At 73.8% G+C, this 15,515-nt stretch carries 9 protein-coding genes; 5 read left to right on the top strand and 4 right to left on the bottom strand.

Annotation, left to right across the window (positions count from 1 at the left end):
* Nucleotides 1-8: 8 nt before the first annotated feature.
* Nucleotides 9-2,567: an ATP-dependent DNA helicase gene (locus tag ACZ6AA_RS01785; RefSeq protein WP_471455725.1), complete on the top strand. Its 2,559-nt coding sequence runs from the start codon at nt 9-11 to the stop codon at nt 2,565-2,567.
* A gap of 134 nt (nt 2,568-2,701) precedes the next feature.
* Here ACZ6AA_RS01785 and ACZ6AA_RS01790 read toward each other — a convergent pair whose 3' ends face one another.
* Together ACZ6AA_RS01790 and ACZ6AA_RS01795 are read right to left on the bottom strand one after the other, a co-directional pair.
* Complete coding sequence (locus ACZ6AA_RS01790) at nt 2,702-4,378, bottom strand: M23 family metallopeptidase (RefSeq protein ID WP_471455726.1); 1,677 nt, start codon at nt 4,376-4,378, stop codon at nt 2,702-2,704.
* 278 nt (nt 4,379-4,656) lie between these two features.
* The gene (locus ACZ6AA_RS01795) at nt 4,657-5,511 is read right to left on the bottom strand and encodes an esterase/lipase family protein (protein WP_468450822.1); all 855 of its coding nucleotides are present in this window, start codon (nt 5,509-5,511) and stop codon (nt 4,657-4,659) included.
* A 455-nt stretch (nt 5,512-5,966) separates the two neighbouring features.
* Between ACZ6AA_RS01795 and ACZ6AA_RS01800 the strand changes: the two genes are divergently transcribed.
* Nucleotides 5,967-6,383 (top strand): cobalamin B12-binding domain-containing protein, encoded by a 417-nt coding sequence (locus ACZ6AA_RS01800; protein WP_289946803.1) that lies wholly within the window; start codon nt 5,967-5,969, stop codon nt 6,381-6,383.
* 210 nt (nt 6,384-6,593) lie between these two features.
* On the opposite strand, the gene ACZ6AA_RS01805 is transcribed toward ACZ6AA_RS01800, so the two are convergent.
* Together ACZ6AA_RS01805 and ACZ6AA_RS01810 are read right to left on the bottom strand one after the other, a co-directional pair.
* A complete protein-coding gene (locus ACZ6AA_RS01805; RefSeq protein ID WP_471455727.1) occupies nt 6,594-8,222 on the bottom strand; it encodes a DUF5691 domain-containing protein in 1,629 nt (542 codons plus the stop codon).
* Nucleotides 8,223-8,290: 68 nt separating this feature from the next.
* Entirely contained in the window at nt 8,291-9,673 is a 1,383-nt protein-coding gene (locus ACZ6AA_RS01810; RefSeq protein ID WP_471455728.1) for an SWIM zinc finger family protein, read from the bottom strand.
* A gap of 209 nt (nt 9,674-9,882) precedes the next feature.
* Between ACZ6AA_RS01810 and ACZ6AA_RS01815 the strand changes: the two genes are divergently transcribed.
* From ACZ6AA_RS01815 to ACZ6AA_RS01825, 3 genes are read left to right on the top strand one after another with little or no spacing between them, the layout of a single operon-like run.
* A complete protein-coding gene (locus ACZ6AA_RS01815) occupies nt 9,883-11,052 on the top strand; it encodes an ATP-binding protein (protein ID WP_471455729.1) in 1,170 nt (389 codons plus the stop codon).
* Entirely contained in the window at nt 11,049-13,940 is a 2,892-nt protein-coding gene (locus ACZ6AA_RS01820; RefSeq protein WP_471455730.1) for a DUF5682 family protein, read from the top strand. Before ACZ6AA_RS01815 ends, ACZ6AA_RS01820 begins: the two co-directional genes overlap by 4 nt.
* Nucleotides 13,940-15,133, top strand: coding sequence for a VWA domain-containing protein (locus ACZ6AA_RS01825; RefSeq protein WP_468450832.1), 1,194 nt, complete (start codon nt 13,940-13,942; stop codon nt 15,131-15,133). The genes ACZ6AA_RS01820 and ACZ6AA_RS01825 overlap by 1 nt, the downstream gene beginning before the upstream one ends.
* The last annotated feature ends 382 nt before the right edge of the window (nt 15,134-15,515 follow it).

The following is a 15,515-nucleotide window of genomic DNA, read 5'->3' on the forward strand; positions in this document are numbered from 1 at the left end:
GGGAGGCGATGAGCAGCCTCTTTGACGACAGCTTCCTGGCGGACCTCAAGCCCTCGCAGGGCCACGACGAGGAACCCCCGCCGCCGCCCGAGGACAGCGCTCCGGAGCCCATTCCGGACGACTTGTTCCAAGGGAAGTTCGACGCGCCCGCACCCCGGGACGCGTACTACCGGGACGGTGCCCCCCGCCCGGCGATCGACCCGGCGGCGCTGCTCGACGGCCTGAACGAGAACCAGCGCGCGGCCGTCGTGCACGCGGGTTCCCCGCTGCTCATCGTCGCCGGCGCGGGATCCGGCAAGACGCGGGTGCTCACCCACCGCATCGCGTACCTCCTCGCGGAGCGCGGCGCGCACCCCGGCCAGATCCTCGCGATCACGTTCACGAACAAGGCCGCAGGCGAGATGAAGGAGCGCGTCGAGCAGCTCGTCGGCCCGCGCGCGGGCGCGATGTGGGTGTCGACGTTCCACAGCGCGTGCGTGCGCATCCTGCGCCGGGAGTACAAGAAGCTGGGCTTCACGTCCTCCTTCTCGATCTACGACGCCGCGGACTCCAAGCGCCTGATGGCCCTGGTCTGCCGGGACCTGGACCTGGACCCGAAGAAGTTCCCGCCGAAGTCCTTCAGCGCCAAGATCTCGAACCTGAAGAACGAGCTGATCGACGAGGAGGACTTCGCCGCCCAGGCCGCCGACGGCTTCGAGAAGACCCTCGCCCAGGCGTACGCGATGTACCAGTCGCGCCTCCGCGAGGCCAACGCTCTGGACTTCGACGACCTGATCATGACGACGGTGAACCTGCTGCGCGCCTTCCCGGACGTCGCCGAGCACTACCGCCGCCGCTTCCGCCACGTGATGGTCGACGAGTACCAGGACACCAACCACGCCCAGTACGCCCTTGTGCGCGAGCTGGTGGGCCCCTCCGGAGAGGATCAGGAGCCCGGCGAGCTGTGCGTCGTCGGTGACGCCGACCAGTCCATCTACGCCTTCCGCGGCGCCACGATCCGCAACATCCTCCAGTTCGAGGAGGACTACCCGGACGCGACGACGATCCTCCTGGAGCAGAACTACCGCTCCACGCAGACAATCCTGACGGCCGCCAACGCCGTCATCGAGCGCAACGAGAGCCGCCGCCCCAAGAACCTGTGGACCAACGCGGGCGCGGGCGCCCGCATCACCGGGTACGTGGCGGACACCGAGCACGACGAGGCCCAGTTCGTCGCCGACGAGATCGACCGCCTCACCGACGCGGGCGACGCCAAGGCGGGCGACGTGGCGATCTTCTACCGCACGAACGCCCAGTCCCGTGTCTTCGAAGAGATCTTCATCCGCGTCGGCCTGCCCTACAAGGTCGTCGGTGGCGTGCGGTTCTACGAGCGCAAGGAAGTCCGCGACGTCCTCGCGTACTTGCGTGTCCTCGCCAACCCCGAGGACGCCGTCCCGCTGCGCCGCATCCTGAACGTGCCGAAGCGCGGCATCGGCGACCGCGCCGAAGCGATGATCGACGCCCTCGCGCAGCGCGAGAAGATCTCCTTCCCGCAGGCGCTGCGCCGCGTCGACGAGGCGTACGGCATGGCGGCCCGCTCCACGAACGCCGTGCGGCGCTTCAACACCCTCATGGAGGAGCTGCGCACCGTCGTCGAGTCCGGCGCGGGCCCCGCCGTCGTCCTGGAGGCGGTCCTGGAGCGGACCGGCTACCTGGCCGAGCTGCAGTCCTCCACCGACCCGCAGGACGAGACGCGCATCGAGAACCTCCAGGAACTGGCCGCCGTGGCCCTGGAGTTCGAGCAGGACAACAACAACATCGCCGAGGGGGCGGGCGCCGCGGCCGAGGGCGCGGAGACCGCCACCGGTGCCCCGGAGGCCGACGCCGAGGCACCGGAGGCCGACGCCGAGGCACCGGAGGGCGCCGCTCCCGCCGGGTCCCTCTCGGACTTCCTGGAGCGTGTCGCCCTGGTCGCCGACTCCGACCAGATCCCCGACGAGGAGGACGACGGCTCCGGAGTCATCACGCTCATGACGCTGCACACCGCCAAGGGCCTCGAATTCCCCGTCGTGTTCCTGACCGGCATGGAGGACGGTGTGTTCCCGCACATGCGCGCCCTCGGCCAGGTCAAGGAGCTGGAGGAGGAGCGGCGCCTCGCGTACGTCGGCATCACGCGCGCGCGGGAGCGGCTGTATCTGACCCGGTCCTCCCTGCGCAGCGCCTGGGGCCAGCCGTCGTACAACCCGCCGTCGCGCTTCCTGGAGGAGATCCCGGAGACCCATCTGGACTGGAAGCGGAAGGGCTCCGTCGGCGCGCCCGCGTCGTCCGGGCCCGCGGCCGGGGTCGCCGCCTCGCTGTCGTCGTCGCGCTCCCGCGCGGGCGGCGCCCAGGGCTTCGCCACCCGCCGCGCGTCGGAGAAGCCGGTGGTCTCGCTGGCCATCGGCGACCGCGTCACGCACGACCAGTTCGGACTCGGCACGGTGGTCGGCGTGAAGGGCACCGGGGCGAACGCCGAGGCGACGGTCGACTTCGGCGAGGAGAAGCCGAAGCGGCTGCTGCTGAGGTACGCGCCGGTGGAAAAGCTGTAGCCCTCACTCGAAGGAAGAGGGACACTCTCAAGGGGCAACTCCAGCGACGGGGGCTGGAGTTGCACCCTTCGGGGTTGCTTCGACTTTCGGGGGATCTACGGCGTCCTTCGGAGGGCCACGTCGGCCTTCGGGGGTTACGTCGGGTCGAGCCCGTGGCTGCGCAGCCACGACAGCGGGTCGATCGCCGAGCCGCCGCCCGGGCGGACCTCGAAGTGCAGATGCGGGCCGGTGGAGTTGCCGGAGTTCCCGGAGAAGGCGATCGTCTCGCCCGCCTTCACGGGACCGCTCGCGATCTTGTGCGTGGAGAGGTGGCAGTACCACGTCTCCGTGCCGTCCTTGGCGGTCACGATCGCCATGTTGCCGTAGGCGCTGTTGTACTTCGTGGAGACCGTGCCGTCGGTGGCGGCCTTGACCTCGGTGCCGTACGACACCGGGAAGTCGATCCCGGAGTGCGCGGACATCCAGTTGACGCCCGCCTGGCCGTAGTAGGCGCTCAGGCCGCGCTGCGCGACCGGCAGGGAGAACTTCGGCCGCAGCCGCTCCTTGCGCGCGGCCTCCGCGACGGCCTGCTTGTGCGCGGCCACCTTCTGGGCCTTCAGGTCGATGCGTTCCTGCGTGCGGCTCGCGCGGTCCGCGAAGTCGCCCGCGTCCGCGGAGAGGTTCGCCAACTGCGTGTCGAGCTTGTTGTTGGCGGTGGACGGCTTCACGGTCGCCGGGTCCGGGGCGGAGGCCTGCGTGTCCTTGCCGTCGTCGCCCCCGCCGAGACCGCCGACGGAGGCCGCGGCCACACCGGCGACGCCCATCACACAGGCCGACGGCACGGCGACGGTGAACAGCGCGGAACGCTTGGCGGGGGAGCGGCGCGAGCGGGACCGGCCGCGGGGCGCGGCCGACCGGGCGGAACGGGAGCGCTCGGGGCGGTCCACCGGCGCGTGGTCGTGGAGGTCGGCGCGCTCGCCGTCGGCGTGATCGCCGTGCTCGGCATGGTCGGTGACCGGTTCGACGCCGCCGAGCCGGTCGTCGGGCGCCTCGTCGGGCAGGAACGCGTGCGTGGCGTCGTCGGTGTCGTACGCCGGGTCGCCGGAGCCGTACGCGTCGGGGCCCGGGGCCGCCGGAGCCTCGTACGGGTCCTGGGCGGCGTAACCATCCTGCGGGTCGTAGGCCGTGTCGCGCGCTTCGTAGGCGTCGTGCTGGGGGGTGCCGTACGCGTCGTGCTGGTGCGCGGGTTCGTAGGCGTCGTGCTGCGGGGTGTCGTACGCGTCGTGGCCGCCGGAGTTCCAGGCGGTGGCGTCGTACGCGCCGGTGTCGAAGACCTGCGTGGCCCACTGGCCCGTCGCCGGTGCCTCGTTCCAGGCGGAGGCGTCCCAGGTGGCGCCGGATTCGGGGCCCGGCTGCGAGGGGATGTCCGACAGGGGCTGCAACCCGGCGCCCCAGGCGGCCGTGGTGTCGTGGGTGCCGGTGTCGTATCCCGGCTGGGCGGCGTACGCGTCGTACGTCAGGGTCTGCTGGGTGCCGGTCGTGGACCACTGGCCGGTGTCGTGGCCGCCGGGCAGATCGCCGAAGAGCGGGTCGGTCGCGAAGCCCGTGCCGGGCACGGCGAAACCGGAACCGGAAGTGTCGAAGCCGCCCGTTGCGTCATAGCCGCCAGGGGCGTTGAAACCGGTGGCGGAGAAGGTGCCGGTGGAATAGCCGTCGTACCCGGTGTAGCCGACGTGCTGCGCGCCCTGCTGGTCGTAGGACCCATAGGGGGCGTAGTCGGCGTCGGGTGCCGGGGCCGGAGCGGGGGTCTCCGACGGGTGACGGTCGTTCACCAACTTCTCTTTCGCCTCGACAGCATGGGCTGGCAGAGCAGTGCCGCGACTGTACCCGGCGGTACGCGGGCGCGACAATCTTCCCCAGGTTTCCTGCTCGCCGGAAACGGGCATTCGGCCGTCTTTCGGCGGTCCCCGGGCACAGCTTTGGCTCTGTGTTCGAGGTTCGTTCGAGTGCGAGGGGTGGGTTCGGGTCCGGATCGGGCTCCGCGGAACCGGAATCCGGAGCCGGTCGTCCGACTACGGCGAACCGGAATCCGGCCGGTGCGCGGTCGGGGTCAGGCCACCGTGAGACCGCCCGCCGACGCGGCGGGTGTCATGCCCGGCGCCGCGAGGTCGAGGGCCTGGCGGATGGCCGTCGCCACGGCGGGGTGCACCGGCAGGGCGAGATGGCCGATCCCGGAGACGCGGACGTTCTGCGCGATCAGGTCCGGATGGTCGACGCAGGCCGTCTCCACAGGGTCCATGATCTGGTCCAACTCGCTCCAGAAGCTCACGAACTGCGTACGACAGCCCGGCGCGGGCTCCCGCAGCTCCGCCACCACGTCCGAGCCCGGCCGCATCTGGCGCACGATCGGGTGCGCGTCCGCGAGCGGCGCCACCCGGGTGCCCGAGTGCGGGGTGCCCAGGGTGACGAGGGTGCGGACGCGGGCGTCGCCGCTCAGGCGCTGCGCGTAGTAGCGGGCGATGAGTCCGCCGAGGCTGTGGCCGACGATGTCCACGCGGTCATGGCCCGTGCGCTCGCATATCTCCTCTATGTGGCGGCCGAGCAACTCGGCGGCGGTGCGGATGTCGCAGGTCAGTGGCGAGTAGTTGAGGGACTCCAGGTGCTGCCTGCCGTGCTGGGCGAGATTGCGGCGCAGCAGCACGAACACGGAGCGGTTGTCGATGAAGCCGTGCAGGAGCAGCACCGGCGGCTTGTCGCCCGCGGGCAGCCGGGGGGCGTCAGGCGGGGGCGGCGGTGGCGCCGCCCGGCGTTCCTGGGTGATGCCCGATGGATACAGCAGGAGGTGCCCGGCGAGGATCACGAACTCGAGCGCGGTCGCCTTCAGGAGTGCGAGCGGCAGACCCGCCAGACCGGCGGGCAGCAGGGCGCTGCAGTGGCGAAAGGGCTGGACCCTCGTGATCGTCATGGCGACCTCCCGGTCGGCACACGGAAGGCGGCTCTGTCCCCCGTGTACGCATCGTGGGAAGCCGGGAGTGGTCGTGCCGTCCCCGTCGCGGCGCACTCCATGGCGACGCGCCGACACCACCGCGCCGTGCGGCTGACGGCGCGGGGGTGCGGCGGCCTCGCAGCGGCTCCCCTCGCGCGGCCCCCGACACGGCCCGGGCGCCGGGTGGGACGCGTCCCGGGTGCCGGGGCGGATCCGGCCCATGTGCCGGGTGCATACGGGAGCGGCGCGCAGCGAACGTGTCCCACCGTGTGATTTCCCCCTCGCTCTCCACCACGAAACTGCGGGCTGCGCGATGCTGGAGATAACGTTCGTTCACCTACCCGGCCGGTGCGGCGCGGGGTGTCCGCGCTGGGACAGCTGGATTTCCGTGCGGGCGGGATTCCGCAGACGGCTTTCTGTACATGGAGGCAGTGATGGGTGTGGCAGCCGGTCCGATCCGCGTGGTGGTCGCCAAGCCGGGGCTCGACGGCCACGATCGCGGGGCCAAGGTGATCGCGCGGGCACTGCGCGACGCCGGCATGGAGGTCATCTACACCGGCCTGCACCAGACGCCCGAGCAGGTCGTCGACACGGCGATCCAGGAGGACGCCGACGCGATCGGCCTCTCCATCCTGTCCGGCGCGCACAACACCCTCTTCGCCCGGGTCATCGAGCTCCTCAAGGAGCGCGACGCGGAGGACATCAAGGTCTTCGGCGGCGGGATCATCCCCGAGGAGGACATTCCGCCCCTGAAGGAGAAGGGCGTCGCGGAGATCTTCACGCCCGGGGCCACGACCACGGCCATCGTGGAGTGGGTGCGGGAGAACGTGCGGCAGCCGACCGGGGCGTAGGCCTGCGCGGTTCTCGTGGTTCGGGGCGGGCGTCGGTGCTGTGGGCACCGGGGCCCGCCGTTGTTTGTCCCGGGGACGGGACTTCGGGCGCCGCAAGGGCGTTGACGCTGGTGCGGCTGGTGCGGCTGGTGCGGCTGGTGCGGCTGTGGGGCCGGGGAGGCTGTCCCGTGCGCTCCCCCGCGACACGCGGCCCTCGCCCGGCCCCACGCCTCAACCGTCCAGTTCCTCGCGCATCGCCGCGCGCAGGCGCAACGTGCTGACGAGGCGCTGGAACGCCTCCGACCAGTAGCCGCCCGCCCCGGGCGACGCGTCCTCGGGCTCGTCCGGTGTCGCCGTCAGCGCCTCCAGGCGTACGGCCTCCGCCGGGTCCAGGCAGCGCTCCGCGAGACCCATCACCCCGCTGAAGCTCCAGGGGTAGCTGCCCGCGTCCCGGGCGATGTTCAGCGCGTCCACGACCGCGCGGCCGAGGGCGGGCGCCCACGGCACCGCGCACACGCCGAGCAACTGGAACGCCTCCGACAGGCCGTGCGCGTCGATGAACCCGGCGACCCACTCGGCCCGTTCGGCCGCGGGCAAAGTGGTCAGGAGCTTGGCGCGCTCCGCGAGGGACACCGCGCCGGGCCCGGCCGCGTCGGGTGACGACGGGGCGCCGAGCAGCGCCCGCGACCAGCCGGTGTCCCGCTGGCGCACGGCGGCCCGGCACCAGGCGGCGTGCAGCTCGCCCCGCCAGCCGTCGGCGACGGGGAGCGCCACGATGTCGGCCGGGGCGCGGTCGCCCAGGCGGCGCTGCCAGGTCGCCAGGGGTGCGGCCTCCACCAACTGGCCGAGCCACCAGGAGCGTTCACCCCGTCCTGCGGGCGGCTTGGGCGCGACGCCGTCCCGCTCCATGCCCGCGTCGCATTCGTGCGGCGCCTCGACGGTCAGCTCCGGCCGACCCGCCGTACGGTCCAGGGCCACGCAGGAGGCGGCCCGGTCGGCCATGCGGGCGGCGAGCGCCGAGCCCGGCAGCGCGGACAGCAACTCGGCCGCCGTGGAGCGGACATTGCGGCTCCGGTCGCCGAGCGCCTGCTCCAGGAACGGCTCGTCGGCCGCGCGCAGTCCCGTGCGCAGGGAGTCCAGGAACATCAGCCGGTCCTCGGCGCGCTCGGTCGCCCACGTGCCGGACAGCAGCTCGCGGGCGTCGTCCGGGGCGTGCGCGCGCAGGGCGGCGAGGAGGGCGACGCGCTCCGCGAACAGGCCCTCCTGCCAGCGCCGCTGGATGTCCGGCCGCGCCTGCGGGCCGCTCTCCGGTGCGCTGCCCGGGGCCGTGCGCAGCGCGAATTTCCAGTCCGGGTTGAACCGGGCGAGCCACTGGGCGCGCGGGCCCGCGAAGGCCAGGGCCTGGGGGCGCAGGTCGGTGCGGCCGCGGGCCGCGTTCAGGAGGGCGGGCAGCAGCTCCGGGGGTGCCGTGAAGCCCCGCTCCCCGGCGAGGGCCAGCCACTGGGGCAGCAGCTCCATCAGGTCGGGCGCGGTGCCGCGGCGGCCGCCGCTCGCGCTCGGGTGGTCGGCGAGCAGCGTCGCGAGCCTGCGCCGGGCCGCCGCGGGGACGACCGGGCGGGGGTCCGCGGGCGCGGGGGCGGGGCGCTCGGCCGCCGGGGCGGGGCGCAGGCCTGCCCGGCGTCGCACGGTCTGTACGGCGGCCGCGTCCAGGAGGGCCGCGGGGGCGTCCCTGCCGGGGGTGAGGAGCGGTGGGGTGCGGCGGTCCGTGCCCAGGAGCGCCGCTGTGACCAGCTCCTCCCAGGGTGTGCGGGCGTGCCGCCCGGCTGCTTCCGCGGGTGCGGTCGGTGTGGACGCGGTCATCTCCCCCTCCTTCTCGTCTCTTGCCTCGGTCCTTGCTTCGGTTCCTGCTTCGGTCCTCTGGTCGCGCGTCACAGCCGTACGGTCTCCGCCGTCGTGTGCGGCCACGCGGCCAGCGGGGTGAAGCCCCGGTGGCCGCATTCGCCGAAGACCGTGAGCGGGGCGCCTCCGGAGAGGGCCACCAGGCGCCACAGCCCGGCCCGGGACACGGCGGAGCGCGCGATCGGCAGGGCCGTCTCGCTGTCGGCGTCGGCCAGTTGCCAGTCCGGGCCGTTCGGGACCGGCACGACCCGGCCGAGGGTGACCGGCCAGGTGTCGAGCCAGGGGTCGTCGCGCAGCGCGTCGCCGTACCGGGCGGTCGCCTCGGCGGGCGACAGGCCGGGCGGGTGGCCCGCGGTGGGGGCCGGTGCCGTGAACTGCTCGCCCAGGTCGGCGCGGAGCTGCCGGGACGCCGGGTCCGCGGCGTGCGGGACCAGCTCGGCGTCCAGGGCCAGGCCGACCGGCAGGGACAGGGCGGGCGCGCGGCCCGCCGCCCCGTACGACAGGAGCAGGGCGGTGTGCCCGGACCGCTCTCCGTGCAGCCATATGCGGCGCGTGGTCAGCTTGCTGTCCGCGGTGTCGTACTGCGCGAGGACCTGCCAGCTGTCCCGGAGCGGCTCGCCCTGTGCGGGGGCGGGCAGGCCCGTGCGGGAGCGGACCGTGGCCGCCAGCGTGTCGGGCAGCGTGTCGCGGCGCAGCCAGCCCGAGGTGAGCAGGTGCAGCAGCGCGCACTCCTCCAGGAGGCGGGCGGGCCAGCCCGGCCCCGAGGCCGGTACGGCGCCCAACTCCCGCACCCGCGCGGCCAGGCCGGGCGCCTGGGCGTCGACCATGCGGGCCGCGGTCTCCTCCCACAGGCCGTACCCCGCCTGCTCGGCCGCGGCCATGCCGCCGCGCAGCAGGTCGGACAGGCGACGCTCCAGCTCCGTGGCCCCCGCCGTGACCCGCTCCGCCCTGCGCTCCGCGCGTTTGCGCGCGGCCTCCGGATCAGCGGGGGCCGAGGCCCCGGCGCCGGGACCGGCCGCGGGCGCGCTCCGCTTCGCCGTCGCTTTCTCGCGGCGCGTGTCCAGCCACTCCCGCGCCCAGTCCGGCGGCTGCTCCCCGTCCGGCACGGCCCGCCCGCCGCCCTGGTCCCCGGCCCAGAGCAGCAGCAGGCCGAGCGCGTGCTTGCACGGGAACTTGCGGCTCGGACAACTGCACTTGTACGCGGGTCCCGCCACGTCCGCCGTGTCTATCACTGTCTGATACGGCTTGCTGCCGCTGCCCTTGCACAGCCCCCACACGGCCCCCTCGCCGGAACTTCCCGCCCGCGACCACGGCCCGGCGATGCCGAGCCTGCTTCCCGCCTTCTGCGACGACGCGTCAGGTGCCAGTGCCAGCACCTGGTCCGCCGTCCAGCGCACCCCCTGCTGAGTCATGAGTCGAAGGTAGGTCCCAGCACTGACATTCGACCGTGGCCCCACCGTCCGTGCAGGTCAGGGCTGTTGCGGCGGCGATTGTCAGTGGCGTGGTGCACGGTGGAACACATCGCGGCCAAGCCGTCGGCGCAGCACCGCCATTGCTGGTTGCCGCTGCCCGGACGCACGCGCCGCGTCACTGACGCACGCAGGATCTGGAGGGGGATCACATGACTGTTTCCGTGGAGTCGGCCGGGGCGGCCACCACGTCCGCCGGGGGCGTGGAGGAGGGGCAGGGGGACGGGTCGCACGGGGCGGCCGGGCAGGCGCTGCGGCCGCACGCCGAGGACGCCTTCGCCGCCGAACTCGCCGCGCTGGCCGAGCAGGACGACCGGCCGCGCCCGGCCCGCTGGCTGCTCTCGCCCTGGGCCGTGGCGACGTATCTGCTGGGCGGCACGCTGCCCGACGGCACCGTGATCACACCGAAGTACGTGGGACCGCGCCGCATCGTCGAGGTCGCCGTCACCACGCTCGCCACCGACCGCGCCCTGCTGCTCCTCGGCGTCCCCGGCACCGCCAAGACCTGGGTGTCCGAGCATCTGGCCGCGGCGGTCAGCGGCGACTCGACGCTCCTGGTGCAGGGCACGGCGGGCACCCCCGAGGAGGCCATCCGGTACGGGTGGAACTACGCACGGCTGCTCGCGCACGGCCCGAGCCGCGAGGCCCTGGTGCCGAGCCCGGTGATGCGGGCCATGTCCGAGGGCATGACGGCCCGTGTCGAGGAGCTGACCCGCATCCCGGCGGACGTGCAGGACACGCTGATCACGATCCTGTCGGAGAAGACCCTGCCGATCCCGGAACTGGGCCAGGAGGTCCAGGCCGTACGCGGCTTCAACCTGATCGCCACCGCCAACGACCGCGACCGCGGCGTCAACGACCTCTCCAGCGCGCTGCGCCGCCGCTTCAACACCGTGGTCCTGCCGCTGCCCGAGAGCGCCGACGCCGAGGTCGACATCGTCTCCCGCCGCGTGGACCAGATCGGCCGCTCCCTCGACCTGCCGACCGGGCCGGACGGCATCGACGAGATCCGCCGCGTCGTCACGGTCTTCCGAGAGCTGCGCGACGGTGTCACCACCGACGGGCGCACGAAGCTGAAGTCGCCCAGCGGGACCCTGTCCACGGCCGAGGCGATCTCCGTGGTCACCAACGGCCTGGCCCTCGCGGCGCACTTCGGGGACGGCGTGCTGCGCCCCGGCGACGTCGCCGCGGGCATCCTCGGCGCCGTGGTGCGGGACCCCGCCGCGGACCGCGTGATCTGGCAGGAGTACCTGGAAGCGGTCGTGCGCGAGCGCGACGGGTGGAAGGACTTCTACCGCGCCTGCCGCGAGGTGAGCGCATGACGGCCGCCCAGGGGCGTGCGGCCGCCGGGGGCGAGGGCGCCGCGCGGGCGGCGGGCGCGGGTCCGCTGCTGCTCGGTGTGCGGCACCACGGGCCGGGTTCCGCGCGGGCCGTGCGCAGCGCGCTCGACGCGGCCGAGCCCCGGGTGCTGCTGATCGAGGGGCCGCCGGAGGCCGACGGCCTCGTGGCGCTGGCCGCCGAGGCCGACATGCGCCCGCCGGTCGCGCTGCTCGCGCACATCGTGGACGAGCCGGGCCGCTCGGCGTTCTGGCCGCTCGCCGAGTTCTCGCCGGAGTGGGTGGCGATCCAGTGGGCGGTACGGCGCGGGGTGCCGGTGCGCTTCATGGACCTGCCGGCCGCGCATGCGCTGGCGCGCGGCGAGGGCGAGGGGGACGGGGCCCAGGACGGGGACGGCCCGGGGCATGCGGAGGAGGGCGCGGCGGGTCGCCCCGATGACGCGGCTGACACGGCCGACACGACCGCCGAGGCGGTGCGGGTCGACCCGCTCGCGGTGCTCGCCGAGACCGCCGGGTACGACGATCCGGAGCGCTGGTGGGAGGACGTCGTCGAGCACCGCGCGGGCGGCGATGACGCGTTCGAGCCGTTCGAGGCGCTCGGCGAGGCCATGGGCGCGCTGCGCGAGACGTACGGCAGCGGCGGGCACGACCGGGACCTGCTGCGCGAGGCGTACATGCGGCTCCAGGTCCGGGCCGCGCAGCGGGAGTTCGGGGCCGAGCACGTCGCCGTGGTCTGCGGGGCCTGGCACGTGCCCGCGCTCCGCCGGAAGACCTCCGTGGCCTCCGACCGGGCGCTGCTCAAGGGGCTTCCCAAGGTCAAGGTCGACATGACGTGGGTGCCGTGGACGCACCGGCGGCTGTCCCGGCACAGTGGGTACGGGGCGGGCATCGACTCGCCCGGCTGGTACGGGCATCTGTTCAGCGCGCCCGACCGGCCCGTCGAGCGGTGGCTGACCAAGGTCGCGGGGCTGCTCAGGGACGAGGACCGGCTCGTGTCGTCCGCGCACGTCATCGAGGCGGTGCGGCTCGCCGACACGCTCGCTGTGATGCGGGGGCGGCCGCTGCCCGGGCTCACGGAGACGATGGACGCCGTGCGGGCTGTGATGTGCGAGGGCTCGGACGTGCCGCTCGCGCTGGTGCACGACCGGCTGGTCGTCGGCGACGTCCTCGGCGAGGTGCCGGACGCGGCGCCCGCCGTGCCGCTCCAGCGCGACCTCACCCGGCTCCAGCGCAGGCTCAGGCTCAAGCCGGAGGCGCTGGAGCGGGAGCTGGAGCTCGACCTCCGCAAGGACACGGACGCGGCGCGCAGCCGCCTGCTGCACCGGCTGCGGCTGCTCGGTGTCGGCTGGGGCGAGCCGGTCGAGTCGCGCGGGAGCACGGGCACGTTCCGGGAGAGCTGGCGGCTGCGGTGGGAGCCCGAGCTGTCGGTGCGGGTCGCCGAGGCCGGGGTGTGGGGCACCACCGTGGTGGGCGCCGCCACCGCCAAGGCGGAGGCGGACGCGGTGGGCGCGGGGGCGCTGGCCGAGGTGACCGCGTTGGCCGAGCGGTGCCTGCTGGCCGAGCTTCCGGAGGCGTTGCCCGTGGTGATGCGGGTGCTCGCCGACCGGGCCGCGCTCGACGCCGACGTCGGGCATCTGGCGCAGGCACTGCCCGCGCTGGTGCGGTCGCTGCGGTACGGGGATGTGCGGGGCACGGACACCGGGGCGCTGGGGGAGGTGGCCCTCGGGCTCGCCGAGCGGGTGTTCGTGGGGTTGCCACCGGCGTGCGTGGGCCTCGACGCGGAGGCGGCGGAGGCCATGCGGGGGCATGTGGACGGGGTGCACCTGGCGGTGGGGCTGTTGGGGGAGTTCGGTGCCGGGGGTGGCCCGGGCGGCTCGGGTGGGCCGGGTCGGCCGGAGACGCCCGTGCGGGCGGGGGTTCCGGGTGGGCCGGGGTCGGCGTTGGACGAGGTGGGGCCCGCCGCCGTGGGCGCGGCGGATGCAGCTGGGACAGCAGGTGCGGCCACGACGGCGGGGACAGTGGGCGCAGCCGGGGCAGCCGGGGCAGCGGGTCTTGCGGGCACCGCTGGTGCGGAGGAGACAGCGGAAGCTGCTGCTGTGGAGGAGGCAGCAGGAGTTGCCGGTGTGGAGGAAGCAGCGGGAGCTGCTGGTTCGGTAGGGGGAACAGGGGCTGGAGGTACGGGAGAGGCCGCTGGGGTTCGGGGGCGGTGGCAGGGGGTCTTGCGGGGGCTCGTTGGGGGTGAGCGGGTTGTCGGGGGCGTTCGGGGGCGCTGTGCTCGGCTGTTGATGGATGACGGGGTTTTGGCCGAGGGGGAGGCCGCGCGGTTCGTGGGGCTTGCCCTGTCGCCCGGGACCGAGCCGGGGGAGGCCGCCGCGTGGATCGAGGGGTTCCTCGGGGGCGGCGCCGGGGGCGGGCTGCTGCTCGTGCACGACGAGCGGTTGCTCGGGCTCGTCGACCAGTGGCTCGCCGGGGTCTCGGGGGACGCCTTCGTCGACGTACTGCCGTTGTTGCGGCGCACGTTCGGGGCGTACGAGTCGGGTGTGCGCCGCACGTTGGGCGAGCTGGTGCGGCGGGGGCCCGGGCACTCCGGTGTGGCGGTGCCGTCGGCCGAGGGGGCGTCCGGATTCGCCGTGGAGTTGGACCAGGGGCGCGCGGATGCGGTGCTTCCGGTGGTGGGGCTGTTGTTGGGGCTGGGGGAGGAGCCGGGGAACGACGGGCCGGGGAGCAGCAGGTCGGGAAGGGGCGGTGCTCTGGAGCGCGGTGGTGCTGTAGGGAGCAGGGGCGCTGTAGGGAGCGGTGGTGCTGTGGGGGACGGCAGTGCTGTCGAGCGGGGTGCCGGGGTGCGTGGGAACTCGTTGATGGGGGTGGCGTGATGGGGGACGTGGGCGTGGACGCGGGGAGTGCGGAGGGCCCTGCCGGGGACGAGCGGCTGCGGCGGTGGCGGCTCGTGCTGGGTGGGGATGCGGCTGAGGGGATCGGCTGTCGGCTGGCCGGGCGGGATGCCGCCATGGACGGGGCGTTGGCCGCGCTCTACGGGGGCGGGGGAAAGAAGGAGCGCGGGGAGGGGCGTTCGGCGGGGCTCGGGGCGTCGGCGCCGTCGGTCGCGCGGTGGCTCGGGGACATCAGGACGTACTTCCCCTCGTCCGTCGTGCAGGTCATGCAGCGCGACGCCATCGACCGGCTCGGCCTGTCCGCGCTGCTCCTGGAGCCCGAGATGCTGGAGGCCGTCGAGGCGGACGTCCACCTCGTGGGCACGCTGCTCTCCCTGAACAAGGCGATGCCCGAGACCACGAAGGAGACCGCGCGGGCCGTCGTGCGGAAGGTGGTCGACGACCTGGAGAAGAAGCTCGCCACCCGCACCCGGGCCACCCTCACCGGCGCCCTCGACCGCAGCGCCCGCGTCAGCAGGCCCCGCCACCACGACATCGACTGGAACCGCACCATCGCGGCCAACCTCAAGAACTATCTGCCCGAGTACAGGACGGTGGTGCCCGAGCGGCTCATCGGGTACGGGCGGGCCGCGCGGTCGGTGAAGAAGGACGTCATCCTCTGCATCGACCAGTCCGGTTCGATGGCGGCGTCCGTCGTCTACGCGTCCGTGTTCGGCGCGGTGCTCGCCTCGATGCGGTCCATCAGTACGCGGCTCGTGGTGTTCGACACGAACATCGTGGACCTGACGGATCAGCTGGACGACCCTGTGGACGTGTTGTTCGGTACGCAGCTCGGCGGCGGCACCGACATCAACAGGGCGCTCGCGTACTGCCAGGCGCAGATCACCCGGCCCGCCGAGACCGTGGTCGTCCTGATCTCCGACCTCTACGAAGGCGGCATCCGCAACGAGATGCTGAAGCGGGTCGCGGCGATGAAGGCGTCGGGGGTGCAGTTCGTGACGCTGCTCGCGCTGTCCGACGAGGGGGCACCGGCGTACGACCGCGAGCACGCGGCGGCGCTCGCCGCGCTGGACGCGCCCGCCTTCGCCTGTACGCCCGACCTCTTCCCCGACGTGATGGCGGCGGCGATCGAGAAGAGGCCGCTGCCCATACCGGACACGCACACGCATCGGTGACAGGGGCTTGCGCGGCGGGCGGCCCCGCGCGTCAGCCGACCGGCGTACAGCGACTGATCACAACCGCAAACGTCGGCTCTCAGGGACCGCGCCCCCCTCGCGGCCCGAGCCGTGCGACCGCCCCGCAGGCCCCGGCACGCCCGGAAACGGAGCGTACCGGGGGTGGCCGACACGCCCGGCGGACGCGATCTGTGACCGTCATCACCGCGCAAATGTGATCTGCGATTTAGGGACGCACGTCCCACGGCGATAACCTGCGAGACGGACATGCCGCGTACCGGACTTTCGGCTACGCCTCCCTTGTGACAGCGCAGTCACGTTGCCCTTCGCGGCACGCCCACGCAGAGCACGCAGAGACTGAAGCCGCTGCACGGCGGCGCGA

This window comes from Streptomyces sp. NPDC040610 (genome assembly GCF_055594065.1).

Coding starts and splice junctions, on each gene's coding strand:
- ACZ6AA_RS01785 (WP_471455725.1), top strand. CDS start 9: ATGAGCAGCCTCTTTGACGACAGCTTCCTGGCGGACCTCAAGCCCTCG.
- ACZ6AA_RS01795 (WP_468450822.1), bottom strand. CDS start 5,511: ATGACGATCACGAGGGTCCAGCCCTTTCGCCACTGCAGCGCCCTGCTG.
- ACZ6AA_RS01800 (WP_289946803.1), top strand. CDS start 5,967: ATGGGTGTGGCAGCCGGTCCGATCCGCGTGGTGGTCGCCAAGCCGGGG.
- ACZ6AA_RS01805 (WP_471455727.1), bottom strand. CDS start 8,222: ATGACCGCGTCCACACCGACCGCACCCGCGGAAGCAGCCGGGCGGCAC.
- ACZ6AA_RS01810 (WP_471455728.1), bottom strand. CDS start 9,673: ATGACTCAGCAGGGGGTGCGCTGGACGGCGGACCAGGTGCTGGCACTG.
- ACZ6AA_RS01815 (WP_471455729.1), top strand. CDS start 9,883: ATGACTGTTTCCGTGGAGTCGGCCGGGGCGGCCACCACGTCCGCCGGG.
- ACZ6AA_RS01820 (WP_471455730.1), top strand. CDS start 11,049: ATGACGGCCGCCCAGGGGCGTGCGGCCGCCGGGGGCGAGGGCGCCGCG.
- ACZ6AA_RS01825 (WP_468450832.1), top strand. CDS start 13,940: ATGGGGGACGTGGGCGTGGACGCGGGGAGTGCGGAGGGCCCTGCCGGG.